Origin of the sequence: Streptomyces flavofungini (assembly GCF_041028215.1) — a bacterium.
GTDB classification, from domain to species: Bacteria; Actinomycetota; Actinomycetes; order Streptomycetales; family Streptomycetaceae; genus Streptomyces; species Streptomyces flavofungini_B.
The window spans coordinates 1-14928 of the sequence record NZ_JASKYR010000096.1 but is presented as its reverse complement, the minus strand read 5'-3'; the positions used below and the strand labels follow the sequence as shown (position 1 = coordinate 14928).

Annotated in this window: 12 protein-coding genes and 1 pseudogene; 12 read left to right on the top strand and 1 reads right to left on the bottom strand. The window is 70.5% G+C overall.

Features of this window, described 5'->3' with window-relative positions:
* The coding region (locus AB8Z36_RS09665) for a rod shape-determining protein (RefSeq protein WP_369212807.1) at positions 1-1070 on the bottom strand (1070 nt) is incomplete at its 3' end.
* A gap of 178 nt (positions 1071-1248) precedes the next feature.
* Between AB8Z36_RS09665 and folC the strand changes: the two genes are divergently transcribed.
* The 12 genes and pseudogenes from folC to AB8Z36_RS09605 form a co-directional block, all read left to right on the top strand.
* The gene (folC, locus tag AB8Z36_RS09660) at positions 1249-2778 is read left to right on the top strand and encodes a bifunctional tetrahydrofolate synthase/dihydrofolate synthase (protein WP_369212806.1); all 1530 of its coding nucleotides are present in this window, start codon (positions 1249-1251) and stop codon (positions 2776-2778) included.
* A 6-nt stretch (positions 2779-2784) separates the two neighbouring features.
* A complete protein-coding gene (locus AB8Z36_RS09655) occupies positions 2785-3150 on the top strand; it encodes a DUF4233 domain-containing protein (protein ID WP_369212805.1) in 366 nt (121 codons plus the stop codon).
* Positions 3151-3219: 69 nt separating this feature from the next.
* Positions 3220-3633: a nucleoside-diphosphate kinase gene (gene ndk / locus AB8Z36_RS09650; protein WP_369212804.1), complete on the top strand. Its 414-nt coding sequence runs from the start codon at positions 3220-3222 to the stop codon at positions 3631-3633.
* 317 nt (positions 3634-3950) lie between these two features.
* Entirely contained in the window at positions 3951-4970 is a 1020-nt protein-coding gene (locus AB8Z36_RS09645) for a rod shape-determining protein (RefSeq protein ID WP_030362602.1), read from the top strand.
* Between the two features lie 153 nt (positions 4971-5123).
* The gene (gene mreC, locus AB8Z36_RS09640; RefSeq protein ID WP_369212803.1) at positions 5124-6077 is read left to right on the top strand and encodes a rod shape-determining protein MreC; all 954 of its coding nucleotides are present in this window, start codon (positions 5124-5126) and stop codon (positions 6075-6077) included.
* Between the two features lie 12 nt (positions 6078-6089).
* Positions 6090-6761 (top strand): rod shape-determining protein MreD, encoded by a 672-nt coding sequence (mreD, locus tag AB8Z36_RS09635; protein ID WP_369212802.1) that lies wholly within the window; start codon positions 6090-6092, stop codon positions 6759-6761.
* Positions 6758-8932 carry a penicillin-binding protein 2 gene (gene mrdA, locus AB8Z36_RS09630; protein WP_369212801.1) on the top strand — a complete coding sequence of 725 codons (2175 nt, stop codon included), beginning with the start codon at positions 6758-6760 and terminating at the stop codon, positions 8930-8932. Before mreD ends, mrdA begins: the two co-directional genes overlap by 4 nt.
* Before the next feature lie 3 nt (positions 8933-8935).
* Entirely contained in the window at positions 8936-10135 is a 1200-nt protein-coding gene (rodA, locus tag AB8Z36_RS09625) for a rod shape-determining protein RodA (RefSeq protein WP_369212800.1), read from the top strand.
* 24 nt (positions 10136-10159) lie between these two features.
* Complete coding sequence (locus AB8Z36_RS09620) at positions 10160-11791, top strand: CYTH and CHAD domain-containing protein (protein WP_369212799.1); 1632 nt, start codon at positions 10160-10162, stop codon at positions 11789-11791.
* 87 nt (positions 11792-11878) lie between these two features.
* Complete coding sequence (locus tag AB8Z36_RS09615) at positions 11879-13804, top strand: TIGR03960 family B12-binding radical SAM protein (RefSeq protein WP_369212798.1); 1926 nt, start codon at positions 11879-11881, stop codon at positions 13802-13804.
* A 43-nt stretch (positions 13805-13847) separates the two neighbouring features.
* Complete coding sequence (locus AB8Z36_RS09610) at positions 13848-14393, top strand: GNAT family N-acetyltransferase (RefSeq protein ID WP_369212797.1); 546 nt, start codon at positions 13848-13850, stop codon at positions 14391-14393.
* A gap of 6 nt (positions 14394-14399) precedes the next feature.
* A pseudogene (locus tag AB8Z36_RS09605) lies at positions 14400-14928 on the top strand (hypothetical protein); the annotation flags it as partial.

Below are 14928 nucleotides of genomic sequence, written 5' to 3'. Positions count from 1 at the left end.
GCGCTGGCCCAGCGCAGCGGCGAGGCGGGCAGCCCCGTCACGCTCCTGGTCGAGGACGCCGCGGCGGTCGCCTTCGCCAGGCCGTCGAAGTCCTCCACGCACTTGCCGCAGCCCTGCGCCACGCTGTCCAGCGGATCGTCGGCCACGAAGACCGGGATGTTGGTGGCGGAGGCGATGCGGAGGTCGAGGCCGGGCAGCAGGGCGCCGCCGCCGGCCAGGATGATGCCGTGCTCCATGATGTCGCCGGACAGCTCGGGCGGGCACTCCTCCAGGGTCACCCGGACCGCCGCGATGATCTGCTCCACCGGCTCGTCGAGGGCCGAGCGGACCTCACGTACCGTCAGATCCAGGGTCTTGGGCAGCCCGCCCACCTTCTCCCGCCCCCGCACGGTGAACGTCCGCTGCTCGAACTCCTCCTGCCCCGGCACCGGCCACGCGGAGCCGACGGCGACCTTGATGTCCTCGGCGGTGCGCTCGCCCACCAGGAGCCCGTGCTGCTTGCGCACGTAGTCGGTGATCGCCTGGTCGAAACGGTCCCCGCCCACCCGCAGGGACTGGGCCGTGACGATGCCGCCGAGCGAGATCACGGCGACCTCGGTGGTGCCGCCGCCGATGTCGACGACCATCGAGCCGCGCGGCTCGGCGACCGGGAGGCCCGCGCCGATCGCGGCGGCCATCGGCTCCTCGATCAGGTGCACGGCCCGCGCCCCGGCCCGCTGCGCGGCGTGCACGATGGCCCGCCGCTCGACGGGCGTCACTCCGCTCGGCACGCACACGACCATGCGCGTCCGGGGCCGCCTGCCGGGCACGGCCTTGCGCACGAAGTGCCGGATCATCTCCTCGGCGGCCTCGTAGTCGCTGATGACGCCGTCCCTGAGCGGGCGGATCGCGGTGATGGACCCGGGGGTCCGCCCGATCGTCTCCTTGGCCTCCGTCCCCACGGCGAGCACGCCGGACCCGCCCTTGCCGCCCTCCCGCACGGCGACCACGGACGGCTCGTTGAGCACGATGCCCTTGCCGCGCACATAGAGAAGGGTGTTCGCAGTGCCGAGGTCGATACCTATGTCCATGATCGCCAAGTTTGCCCGGCGACCCCGTGCGACGGAGGGACCAAAGTCCTGAAACGGACGGGCCGAAAGTCCCGACGCGTGCACCGGCCAGGGTCACCCGCGGGGCCCCCGCCCCTCGCGAGCGGCCCTGGGCGGGGCCTGACCGCGTGTGCCGGTGCCGCTCCGTAGACTGGCGTGCGTGAGTGACCTCCCGCCGCACGACGACGACCGACCCACCGACCCCACCGACGACACCGACGCCTTCGAGGACATCGTGGGCGCCGAGACGGACCGCGATCCCGACCTCGCGGTGATCGAGGCGGGCAGCCGCACCCTGCGCACCCAGGCGGGCCCGCCCTCGGGCGACATCCCGGCCCGTCCCACCGACCCCGAGGTGGACAAGGCGCTGCGCGAGGTGGAGGCCGAGCTCGCCGGACGCTGGGGCGAGACGAAGCTGGAGCCCTCCGTCCGCCGCATCGCCGCGCTGATGGACGTCCTGGGCGAGCCCCAGCGCGCGTACCCCTCGATCCACATCACGGGGACGAACGGCAAGACGTCCACGGCCCGGATGATCGAGTCCCTGCTCTCCGCCTTCGAGCTGCGCACCGGGCGGTACACCTCGCCCCACGTGCAGTCCATCACCGAGCGCATCAGCCTGGACGGCGCGCCCATCGAGGCCGGGCGCTTCGTCGAGGCCTACCACGACATCAAGCCGTACGTGGAGCTGGTCGACGCCAAGGAGGAGTACCGCCTCTCCTTCTTCGAGGTCCTCACCGGCATGGCGTACGCGGCCTTCGCGGACGCCCCGGTGGACGTGGCCGTGGTCGAGGTCGGCATGGGCGGCAGCTGGGACGCGACGAACGTGATCGACGGCTCCGTCGCCGTCGTCACCCCCATCGACCTGGACCACACCGACCGCCTGGGTTCCACGCCCGGCGAGATCGCCGGGGAGAAGTCCGGCATCATCAAGCCGGACGCCACCGTGATCATGGCCCAGCAGCCGGTGGACGCCGCCCAGGTGCTCCTGAAGAAGGCCGTCGAGGTGGACGCGACCGTCGCCCGCCAGGGTCTGGAGTTCGGCGTCGTCGCCCGCCAGGTCGCCGTCGGCGGCCAGCTCCTGACGCTGCGCGGCCTCGGCGGGGAGTACGAAGAGGTCTTCCTGCCCCTGCACGGCGAGCACCAGGCGCACAACGCCTCGGTCGCCCTCGCCGCCGTGGAGGCGTTCTTCGGCATCGGCGCGCAGCACGCGCGCCCGCTCGACATCGACGTGGTCCGCAAGGCCTTCGCCTCGGTCGCCTCGCCGGGCCGCCTGGAGGTCGTGCGCCGCTCGCCCACCATCGTCCTGGACGCCGCGCACAACCCGGCGGGCGCGCGGGCCACCGCCGCGGGCATCAGCGAGGCCTTCGACTTCAGCAATCTCATCGGCGTGGTCGGCGCAAGCGACGACAAGGACGTGCGGGGGCTGCTCGAAGCCTTCGAGCCGCTCTTCGCCGAGATCGTCGTCACGCAGAACAGCAGCCACCGCGCGATGGACGCCGACGATCTGGCCGCCCTCGCCGTCGAGGTCTTCGGCGACGAGCGGGTCCAGGTCGAGCCGCGCCTGCCGGACGCCCTGGAGGCCGCGATCACCCTGGCCGAGGACGAGGGGGAGTTCGCGGGCGCGGGCGTCCTGGTCACCGGTTCCGTCATCACGGTCGGCGAGGCCCGGCTGCTCCTGGGGAGGGGCTGACCTCTTATGCGTACGCTCTGCGCCTCGACCCTGATCGGCGAGTTCTTCGTCATCGGCTTCGCGGGTCTCGTCGCCATGAAGGACCCGGACCTGTCCATGGGCACGGTCTGGACGGTCTGCGGCATCGCGATGCTGCTCTCGGTGCTGCTCTGCGGTGTGATCACCCGGCCCGGGGGTGTGCAGCTCGGCTGGGCCCTCCAGATCGCGCTGGTCGCCAGCGGGTTCGTGGTCCCGGCGATGTTCTTCATGGGCGCGGTGTTCGCGGCCCTGTGGTGGGCGTCGGTGCACTTCGGACGCAAGATCGACGAGGCGAAGGCCAGGTTCGCGGCGATGGCGGAGGCCCAGGCGGAGGCCGGAGGTAACACCGCGTAGCCGCCCCCGGTATCGTGCGGGCCATCCCTCCCGATCGTGAAGATCGCGACAACACTCTTGGAGCCGCACATGAGCCAGCGCACCCTCGTCCTGCTGAAGCCCGACGCCGTCCGTCGTGGCCTGATCGGCGAGATCATCGGCCGCATCGAGCGCAAGGCGGGCTGGACGATCTCCGCGCTGGAGCTCCGTTCGCTGGACCAGGACACCCTGGAGCAGCACTACGGCGAGCACAAGGGCAAGCCCTTCTACGAGCCGCTGGTCGCCTTCATGTCCTCGGGTCCGGTCGTCGCGCTGGTCGTCGAGGGCGAGCGGGTCATCGAGGGCGTGCGCGCGCTCGCCGGGCCGACCGACCCGATCGCGGCGGCGCCGGGCTCCATCCGCGGTGACTTCGGCTCCATCGTCCGGGAGAACCTGATCCACGCCTCGGACTCCGAGGAGTCCGCCGAGCGCGAGCTGAAGATCTTCTTCCCGGGTGTGGCGTGACGCCCGAAGCGACCACCGCCGGGAGGACATTCTGACAACACGTCAGAAAGAAACCCGTATGCCCTCGGACGGCCGAATAAATTCGGCCGTCCTTTGGCATATGCACCCCAAACGGGGGAACGCGTGGCCCTTATGGCACGTCTCCATGGGCGAGGCGGCACATCATCTGCTGACAATGGCGAAGACCCTCGCGCCGTCTTCGCGCGGCCGAGACTACGATGGAAGCCTCCACCGCCACACAGCACCCACCTCGCCTACCTAAAAAGCCATCAAACGCTCCAATAGGGAAGGCCAGACGCATTCTCATGGGGAACAACATGTCGTTCATCGGCCGTGACATGGCTGTCGACCTCGGGACCGCCAACACGCTGGTGTACGTCAGGGGTCGGGGGATCGTGCTCAACGAGCCGTCCGTCGTCGCGATCAACACCAACACCGGTGGCATCCTCGCGGTCGGTGCGGAAGCGAAGAAGATGATCGGGCGCACGCCCGGCAACATCGTCGCCGTTCGCCCGCTGAAGGACGGCGTGATCGCCGACTTCGAGATCACCGAGCGCATGCTCCGCTACTTCATCCTGAAGATCCACAAGCGGCGCTACCTCGCCCGTCCGCGTGTCGTCGTCTGCGTGCCCTCCGGTATCACCGGCGTCGAGCGCCGCGCCGTCATCGAGGCCTCCTCGCAGGCCGGTGCCCGCCAGGTGCACATCATCGAGGAGCCCATGGCCGCGGCCATCGGCTCGGGCCTTCCGGTCCACGAGGCCACCGGGAACATGGTGGTGGACATCGGCGGCGGCACCACCGAAGTCGCCGTCATCAGCCTCGGAGGAATCGTCACGGCACAGTCGATCCGCGTCGCGGGCGACGAGCTGGACAACGCGATCATCCAGCACATCAAGAAGGAGTACTCCCTCCTCCTCGGTGAGCGCACGGCCGAGCAGATCAAGATCACCATCGGCTCGGCGTACGACATGGACGCCGACGAGCACACCGAGATCCGCGGCAGGGACCTGGTCTCCGGGCTGCCCAAGACCGTCGTCATCTCCGCCGCCGAGGTCCGCAAGGCCATCGAGGAGCCGGTCAACGCGATCGTCGACGCGGTCAAGACGACCCTCGACAAGTGCCCGCCCGAGCTCTCCGGCGACGTGATGGACCGCGGCATCGTCCTCACCGGCGGCGGCGCCCTGCTCCGCGGTCTCGACGAGCGGCTGCGCCGCGAGACCGGCATGCCCATCCACATCGCCGAGGACCCGCTGGACAGCGTGGCGCTCGGCTCCGGAAAGTGTGTCGAGGAGTTCGAGGCGTTGCAGCAGGTGCTGGACGCCCAGCCGCGCAGATGATCTGACGCGCGAAGATCCGCCGTACGAGTGCTTGCCACATCGTGCGGCGGATCGTTGATATAGAGGCAAGGGAAGAATTCCCCCGAACCCCCCGAACTGCGTGGAACCCGCAGATTCCACGTCATTCCAATCGAGGAAGGCACGCCGCCGCACGTGAGGGACACACGAGAGAGCCGGCTGCTCCTGGTGCTGCTGATCGCCATCGCGTTCGCTTTGATCACGGTGGACATCCGCGGCGGCGAGGACTCACCGGTCGACGGTGCCCGCCAGGCCGCCGCCACCGTCTTCGGTCCGGTCGAGGAGGGGATGTCCTCCGCCGTCGACCCGATCGGCAACGCCATCGGCGCGGTCCGCGACTCCGGCGAGCGGCACGACCGCATCGCCGAACTGGAGCGCCAGAACGCCGCGTTGAAGGCCAAGCTCGGCAGCGACGACCGCAACCGCAGCAGGGTGCGCCAGCTCGACAGCATGCTCAAGACGGCGGGCGCGGGCCAGTACGGCATCAAGGGCGCGGAGGTCATCGGCATAGGAGCGGCCCAGGGCTTCTCCTGGACCGTCACCATCGACGCCGGTGCCAACGACGGACTCAGGCGCGACATGACCGTCCTGAACGGCGACGGCCTGGTCGGCCGCGTCACCACGGTCGGCCCGAACACCGCGACCGTCCTGCTCGCCAACGACCCCGACTTCACCGTCGGCACCCGCATGGAGAAGACCGACGAGCTCGGCTTCGCCACCGGCCAGGGCGACCGCCCGCTCTCCGTCCAGCTCCTGAACGGCAAGTCCGAGGTGAAGAAGGGCGACCGCCTCGTCACCTTCGGCTCCCGCAAGGACAAGCCGTTCGTGCCCGGCGTGCCGGTCGGCGAGGTCGTCCGCGTCGACCCCTCGGGCGGCGACCTCACCCGCACCGTCTACGTGAAGCCCTACGTCGGCTTCACCCGGCTCGACATCGTCGGTGTGGTCGTCGAGGCGCCCCGCGAGGACCCGCGCGACACCGTCCTGCCGAAGAAGCCCGAGAAGCCCAAGCCGACGCCGACCGTGACCGTGACGGCGACCCCCAAGGACGAGGCCCCGGCCGACGGCGCCGCCGGCGAAGACGAGCAGTAGGAGACCGGACTGATGCGCTTCAACCGAATCCTGCTCTCCGCCGCCCTGGTCGTCGTCGCCCTGGTGATCCAGGTCAGCGTCCTCGCCCGGCTCCAGCTCCCGGGCGCCGTGCCCGACCTGGTGCTGCTCACCGTCCTCGGGCTCGCCCTGGTCTACGGCCACGTCGGCGGCGCCCTCGTCGGCTTCGGCGCGGGCCTCCTCGCCGACCTGGCCCCGCCCGCCGACCACGCCGTGGGGCGCTACGCCCTGGTGCTCTGCGTCATCGGCTACCTCGCGGGCCTCGCCAAGCCGGAGACCGGCAGACTGCGCTCGGTCAGCGGGCCGCTCGTCGTGGTCTTCGCCGCCGCCGTCGGCTCGACGCTGCTCTACGCGGGCGTCGGCTCCCTGGTCGGTGACACCGCCGCCCGCCATGTGGGCCTTATCGGACTGCTCTTCACCGCCGCGCTCTACGACCTGCTGCTCGCGCCGTTCACGGTGCCGCTGATCATCGCGCTCGCCAGAAAGGCCGACAACGACCCGCTGGGGGAGAACGGCCCCGCCGCCCAGGGCGCCGACGTCACCTCCGGCTGGCTCTCCTCCGGCACCGGCCTGCGCATCGGCAACCAGCGCGGCGGCCTGCGCATGAAGTCGGCCAAGGCGCGGGCCGCCCGCGCCGGACGCATCAAGGGGGTCAAGCGGCTGTGAGCAACATTCCCGAGACGGGGCGCACGCCCCGCGTGCAGATCCGTCTGATCATCATCCAGATCCTCGTCGTCTCGCTGCTGCTCACCCTGGGCGGCCGCCTCTGGTACCTCCAGGTCCGCAACGGCGACGAGTACGCGCGCGAGGCCTCCGGCAACCACGTCCAGCAGGTCGTCCAGCCCGCCGCCCGGGGCTCCATCCTGGACGCGCGCGGCGTGCCGATCGCCGACAACCAGACCCGCCTCGTCGTCTCCGCCTCCCGCACGGACCTGATGAAGATGAAGGACGACGGCAAGGCGGTCCTCGCCAAGCTCGCCGACGTCCTGGACATGAAGCCCGACGAGGTCGCGGGCAAGGTCCGCCTCTGCGACGCCAAGACCCCGCAGCCCTGCTGGAACGGCTCGCCCTACCAGCCGATCCCGATCACCGACGAGGCCACGCCCCGCCAGGCCCTCCAGATCCGCGAGCGCTCCGAGGACTTCCCCGGCATCACCGCCGAGCCCACCGCCGTGCGCCGCTACGCCGCCCCCGGCAAGTCCAACACCGCCCAGGTGCTCGGCTATCTCTCGCCCGTCACGGACGAGGAGATCAAGAAGGCCGAGGACACCGACTCGCCGTTCCTGCGCTCGGACATGGTGGGCCGCTCGGGCCTGGAGCGCACCTACGACAAGCAGCTCCGCGGCAAGGCCGGTGTCACCCGCTACGAGGTCGACAACCTCGGCCGCGTCATGGGCAAGGCCAAGGACGACAAGGCGCAGCCCGGCGCGAGCGTCGTCACCAGCATCGACGCGCGCGTGCAGGCGGTCGCCGAGTACTGGCTGAACGACGCGATGAAGAAGGCCCGCAAGGAGCACGACAAGAACACCAACCAGAACTACAAGGCGGACGCGGGCGCCGTCGTCGTCATGGAGAACAAGACGGGCCGCGTCATCTCCATGGCCTCCAACCCGACGTACGACCCCAACGCCTGGGTCGGCGGCATCTCCGGCAAGGACTACACCAAGCTCACCGGCAAGGACTCGAACTACCCGCTGCTCAACCGCGCCATCCAGGGCCAGGCGGCCCCCGGCTCGATCTTCAAGGTCATCCCCACCACCGCCGCCGTGCACGCGGGCTACGACTTCAACGGCAGCTACCCCTGCCCCAGCTCGTACTCCATCGGCGGCCAGACCTTCCAGAACTACGAGTCCAAGGGCCACGGCTCGATCAGCCTCGGCAAGGCCCTTGAGGTCTCCTGCGACACCGTCTTCTACAAGCTCTCCCACGACCAGTGGGCCAAGGACGGCGGCAACAAGCCGAAGAAGGACGCCAAGGACTGGTTCTACAAGACCGCCCACCAGTTCGGCCTCGGCAAGGAGACCGGCATCGACCTGCCCAACGAGGTCACCGGACGCGTCCCGGACCGCCAGTGGAAGAAGGACTACTGGAAGGCCAACAAGAACGCCTGGTGCAAGCAGGGCAAGAAGGGCGGCGAGTACTCCGAGCGCATCGCCTACGAGAACTGCCTCGAAGGCATGAAGATGCGCGCCGGTGACTCCGTCAACTACTCCATCGGCCAGGGCGACACCCTCGTCACGCCGATACAGATGGCGACGATCTACTCCTCCATCGCCAACGGCGGCACCATGTACAACCCGACCGTCGGCAAGGCGATCATCAGCGCCGACGGCAGGCAGGTCCAGGAGATCAAGCCGAAGTCGCACGGCAGGCTGCCGATGGACGCCAAGCTGCGCAACGACATAGACGGTGCCCTCGCCGACGTCGCCACGCGCGGCACGGCCGCCTGGCGGTTCCAGGGCTGGCCGCAGAAGAAGATCCCGATGCACGCCAAGACCGGTACCGCCGAGGTCTACGGCAAGCAGACCACCTCGTGGTTCGCGACGTACACCAAGGACTACACGATCGTCATGACGATCTCCCAGGGCGGTACGGGCTCCGGTGCGTCGGGACCCGCCGTCCGCAAGATCTACGACGCGATGTACGGCCTGGACGAGAAGGGGAAGCAGGACCTGAAGAAGGCCCTCCTGCCCGAGCCGCAGAAGTCCCTGCCCAAGATCAAGGGCGACGGCTCCATCCACTCCCCGAAGATCAAGCCGTACAAGCCCGAGGCACCCAAGCCGCCGACGGAGCAGCAGGAGCTGGCGGGACCCCCTGCCGACTGGAGGCGGGACTGACCCATGGTGACGAACAACGGCTTCTCCGTCTCCGGGTACGGCCCCGAGCGCTCCTCGCTCTCCCGGCTGCTGGCCCGCGACTCGATAGTGCGCCGGCTCGACTGGGTCATGCTGCTGGCCGCCATCGCGCTCTCCGCGCTCGGCGCCTCGCTCGTCTACTCCGCGACCCGCAACCGCACCGAGCTGGTCGGCGACGACCCGTACTCCTTCCTGCTCAAGCACCTGCTCAACACCGGCATCGGCTTCGCCCTGATGATCGGCACGGTCTGGCTCGGCCACCGCACCCTGCGCACCGCCGTGCCGATCCTCTACGGCATCTCCGTCTTCCTGGTGCTGCTCGTCCTGACCCCGCTCGGCGCCACCATCAACGGCGCGCACGCCTGGATCGTGCTCGGCGGCGGCTTCTCGCTCCAGCCATCGGAGTTCGTGAAGATCACGATCATCCTCGGCATGGCCATGCTGCTCGCCGCACGCGTCGACGCGGGCGACCGCGAACACCCCGACCACCGCACGGTGGTGCAGGCCCTCGCCCTCGCGGCGGTGCCGATCGCCATCGTCATGCTGATGCCGGACCTCGGCTCGGTCATGGTCATGGTGATGATCGTGCTCGGCGTCCTGCTCGCCTCCGGCGCCTCCAACCGCTGGGTCTTCGGGCTCCTGGGAGCGGGCGCGCTCGGCGGTGTCGCCATATGGCAGCTCGGCGTCCTGGACGACTACCAGATCGCCCGCTTCGCCGCCTTCGCCAACCCCGCGCTCGACCCGGCGGGCGTCGGCTACAACACCAACCAGGCGCGCATCGCCATCGGCTCCGGCGGCCTCACCGGCACCGGCCTCACCAAGGGCTCCCAGACCACCGGCCAGTTCGTGCCCGAACAGCAGACGGACTTCGTCTTCACCGTCGCGGGCGAGGAGCTCGGCTTCGTCGGCGCGGGCGCCATCCTGCTGCTGCTCGGCGTGGTGCTCTGGCGCGCCTGCCGCATCGCCCGCGAGACGACCGAGCTGTACGGCACGATCGTCGCCGCCGGGATCATCGCCTGGTTCGCCTTCCAGTCCTTCGAGAACATCGGGATGACCCTCGGCATCATGCCGGTCGCGGGCCTCCCCCTGCCCTTCGTCAGTTACGGAGGCTCGTCGATGTTCGCGGTATGGGTGGCGGTCGGCCTCCTGCAGTCGATCAAGGTGCAGCGCCCCCTGTCGGCATGAACGATCCGCGTCTAGATTCGGTTCATGGCGGAGACGAAGCGTGAGATCGAGCGGAAGTACGACGTGGGGGCGGACGCCGAGCTGCCCGACCTGACCGGTGCGGCCGACGTCGCGGACGCCGTCGACAGAGGCCTGACCGAGCTGGACGCCGTGTACTGGGACACCCCGGACCAGCGTCTGGCCGCCGCGTCCATCACCCTGCGCCGCCGCACCGGCGGCGCGGACGAGGGCTGGCACCTCAAACTGCCGGTCTCCCTCGCCGAGGGCGTCCGCGACGAGATCCACGAGCCGCTCTCCGACACCGTGCCGCGCCCGCTGCTCGGCCTGGTGCGCTCCCGCGTCCGCGACGCCGAGCTCGTCCCGGTGGTCCGGCTGCGCTCCTCCCGCCGGGTGCACCACCTCCTCGACGCGGGAGGCGCCCTGCTCGCCGAGGTGAGCGTCGACGGCGTCCTGGCCGAGCGGCTCACCGACGGCGGCGCCACCGCCGAGTGGACGGAGCTGGAGGTCGAGCTCGCCGACGGCGCCGATCCGGCGCTCCTCGACAAGGTCGAGAAGAGGCTGAAGAAGGCGGGCGTACGCCGCGCGGGCGCGTCGTCCAAGCTCAGCAGGGCGCTCGCCGAAACGGCACCCGCCCCCCGTACGGACCAACCGGACACGACCGGCGGGACAGCCGGAGCCGCCCCTTCCGAAGGGGCCGTGAGCAGCGGCAAGCGGGCGGGCAAGGGCGAGGCCGTCGAACAGGCGGTCCGCGAGGCGGTGGGCGAAGGACCCGGCACCGCCGGGGACCACCTCGTCGCCTATCTGCGCGCCCAGCGCGACGCCATCGTCTCGCTCGACCCCGCGGTCCGCCGCGACCTGCCCGACTCCGTGCACCAGATGCGGGTCGCCACGCGCCGGATGCGCAGCGCCTTCAAGTCGTACCGGAAGATCCTCGACCGCACCGTCACCGACCCGCTGGGCGAGGAGCTGAAGTGGCTCGCGGGGGAACTGGGCGTCGACCGCGACCAGGAGGTGCTCGCCGAGCGGCTCACCACCCGCATCGAGGAGCTGCCCAAGACGCTGCTGCTCGGCCCGGTCCGCGGCCGTCTCCGCGTCTGGGCCGTGGCCCGCCGCACCGGCTCGCGCGGCAGGACCGTCGCGGTCCTGGACGGCAGGCGCTACCTGGCGCTCCTCGGCGCCGTCGACGCCCTGCTCGCCGAGCCGCCGCTGCGCCCCGCCGCCGCGCGTCCGCCCGCCGAAGTGCTGCCCAAGGCGCTGCTCAGGGACTACGCCCGCCTCGCCACCCGCGTCGAGCACGCCCTCGCGCTGCCCCCGGGGGAGGAGCGCGACCGGGCCATGCACGACGCCCGCAAGGCCGCGAAGCGCGCCCGGTACGCGGGCGAGGCGGCGACGCCCGCGCTCGGCAAGGCGGCCAAGCGGTTCGCGAAGCGGATGAAGGCCGTGCAGAGCGTCCTCGGCGACCACCAGGACAGCGTGGTCGCCCGCGAGGCGCTTCGCGCCCTGGCCATCCAGGCCCATCTGGCGGGCGAGAGCGCCTTCAGCTGGGGCCTGCTCTACGGCCAGGAGGAGCAGTCGGCCGCCGACCGCGAGCGGGAACTGCCGCAGGTGTGGGCACAGGCGTCGAGGCCGAAGCTGCGCAAGCCGCTGGGCGGCTGAACCGGCGGCGCCGTGACGGCCGTGCGAGGGCACCTTCCAACCGCGTTAGGCTTGAGGGTCCCCCCTGCCGGCTCATGAAGGTTCGCGATGTCTGTCGAATCGGTCTTCCCACAGCTCGAAGCTCTGCTCCCGCATGTGCAGAAGCCCATCCAGTACGTCGGCGGTGAGCTGAACTCCACCGTCAAGCCGTGGGACGAATGCGACGTCCGCTGGGCGCTGATGTACCCCGACGCCTACGAGGTCGGGCTGCCCAACCAGGGCGTCATGATCCTCTACGAGGTGCTCAACGAGCGCCAGGGCGTCCTCGCCGAGCGCACCTACAGTGTCTGGCCGGACCTGGAGGAGCTGATGCGCGAGCACCGGGTCCCGCAGTTCACGGTGGACAGCCACCGCCCGGTGAAGGCCTTCGACGTCTTCGGGCTCAGCTTCTCCACCGAGCTCGGCTACACCAACATGCTCACCGCCCTCGACCTCGCGGGCATCCCGCTGGAGTCCAAGGACCGCACGGTCGAGGACCCGATCGTGCTCGCGGGCGGCCACGCGGCCTTCAACCCCGAGCCGATCGCCGACTTCATCGACGCCGCGATCATCGGCGACGGCGAGCAGGCCGTGCTCGACATGACGGAGATCATCCGCGCCTGGAAGGCCGAGGGCCGTCCCGGCGGCCGCGAGGAGGTCCTCTTCCGCCTGGCGAGGACCGGCTCGGTCTACATCCCGGCGTTCTACGACGTCGAGTACCTCCCGGACGGCCGCATCGGCCGTGTGGTGCCGAACCGCAGCGGCGTGCCGTGGCGCGTCTCCAAGCACACCGTCATGGACCTCGACGAGTGGCCCTACCCCAAGCAGCCCCTGGTCCCGCTCGCCGAGACCGTCCACGAGCGCATGTCCGTGGAGATCTTCCGCGGCTGCACCCGCGGCTGCCGTTTCTGCCAGGCCGGCATGATCACGCGCCCCGTGCGGGAGCGAAGCATCACCGGCATCGGCGACATGGTCGAGAAGGGTCTGAAGGCGACCGGCTTCGAGGAGGTCGGCCTGCTCTCGCTCTCCTCCGCGGACCACAGCGAGATCGGTGACGTCGCCAAGGGCCTCGCCGACCGGTACGAGGAGGACAAGATCGGCCTGTCCCTCCCCTCGACCCGCGTCGACGCCTTCAACGTGGACCTCGCCAACGAGCTGACCAGGAACGGCCGCCGCTCCGGCCTGACCTTCGCCCCCGAGGGCGGCTCCGAGCGCATGCGCAAGGTCATCAACAAGATGGTGTCCGAGGAAGACCTCATCCGCACCGTCTCGACCGCGTACGGCAACGGCTGGCGCCAGGTGAAGCTGTACTTCATGTGCGGCCTGCCCACCGAGACCGACGAGGACGTCCTCCAGATCGCCGACATGGCGACGAAGGTCATCCAGAAGGGCCGCGAGGTCTCAGGGTCGAACGACATCCGCTGCACGGTGTCGATCGGCGGCTTCGTGCCCAAGCCGCACACGCCCTTCCAGTGGGCCCCGCAGCTCTCCTCCGAGGAGACCGACGCCCGCCTGGAGAAGCTCCGCGACAAGATCCGCGGCGACAAGAAGTACGGCCGCTCGATCGGCTTCCGCTACCACGACGGCAAGCCCGGCATCGTCGAGGGCCTGCTCTCGCGCGGCGACCGCCGCATCGGCGCCGTCATCCGCGCGGTCTACGAGGACGGCGGACGCTTCGACGGCTGGCGCGAGCACTTCAGCTACGACCGCTGGATGAGCTGCGCCGACAAGACGCTGCCCGAGATGGGCGTCGACGTCGACTGGTACACCACGCGCGAGCGCACGTACGAGGAAGTCCTGCCCTGGGACCACCTGGACTCCGGTCTCGACAAGGACTGGCTCTGGGAGGACTGGCAGGACTCGCTCGACGAGACCGAGGTCGAGGACTGCCGCTGGACGCCGTGCTTCGACTGCGGCGTGTGCCCGCAGATGGACACCCACATCCAGATCGGCCCGACCGGCAAGAAGCTGCTGCCGCTCACGGTCGTGAAGTAGCGGCGGGAAGAGGGACGGCCACCGAAGCGTCACGTCACCGCAGATGCCTGAACTCGTCCTGCCCACCAACCTGGTGCACCGCTCCTTCATCGCCGCGATGGAGGAGTTCCGGGCCGAGGGGCGGGGCGGGGACGCGGACGACACGACGCTCGGCCACACCCTGCGCTCCTACGGCGGCAAGTGGCACGACCCCGTCGTCTTCGAGCGGTACGTGACCGAGGCCCGCGCCGCCGCCTATCCGGCCGAGCCGTACTCCGTCCCCGTCACCACCCTCTGGTACGTCGACGGCACCGAGTACCTGGGCCGCATCGCCGTGCGGCACAGCGTCGCCACCCGCTTCCTCCGCGAGTACGGCGGCCACATCGGCTACGACGTCAGGCCCGGCGCGCGCCGCAGGGGCCACGCCACCCGCATGCTGCGCGCCGCCCTGCCGCACGCCGCCGCGCTGGGCCTCGACTCCGTCCTGGTCACCTGCGACACCGACAACACCGGGTCGCGCAAGGTCATCGAGGCGGCGGGCGGGGTGTTCGAGGACGAGCGGGGCGGAAAGCTGCGGTACTGGATCCGAACCGGTGCCGGGCGCGTCTGACACCACATGGACCTGGAGAAGCGGCCCGACCGGCAGCCGCAACCGGAAGGGGCGCGGGCCGAGGGCTGCCTCGCGGTGGCGATCCGCGTCCCGGTGCGCATCGTGGTGCTGGTGCTCGTGGTGCCGGTGCGCCTGGCGTGGGACGCGCTCACCGCCGCCGGACGCTTCGTGCACCGGGGCGTGCTCAGGCCGGTCGGACGGGGCGTCACCGCCGGGCTGGCGTGGCTGGGGCGGGTGCTGTTCGTGGTGCCGGTGGGGTGGCTGTACCGGTCGGTGCTGACGCCGGTCGGGCGGGGCTTCGCGTGGCTGGGGCGGACCTTGGTCGTTGTTCCGGCCCGCTGGTTCTACGCCCGTGTGCTGACGCCGCTCGGCCATGGGATCGTCTGGCTCGCGCGCGGCACCGGTGCGGGCATCTCGGCCGTGTGCCGTGGCATCGCCGCCGGGCTGGCGTGGCTGGGGCGGGTGCTGTTCGTGGTGCCGGTGGCCTGGCTGTACCGGTCGGTGCTGACGCCGGTCGCGCACGGCATCGTCTGGC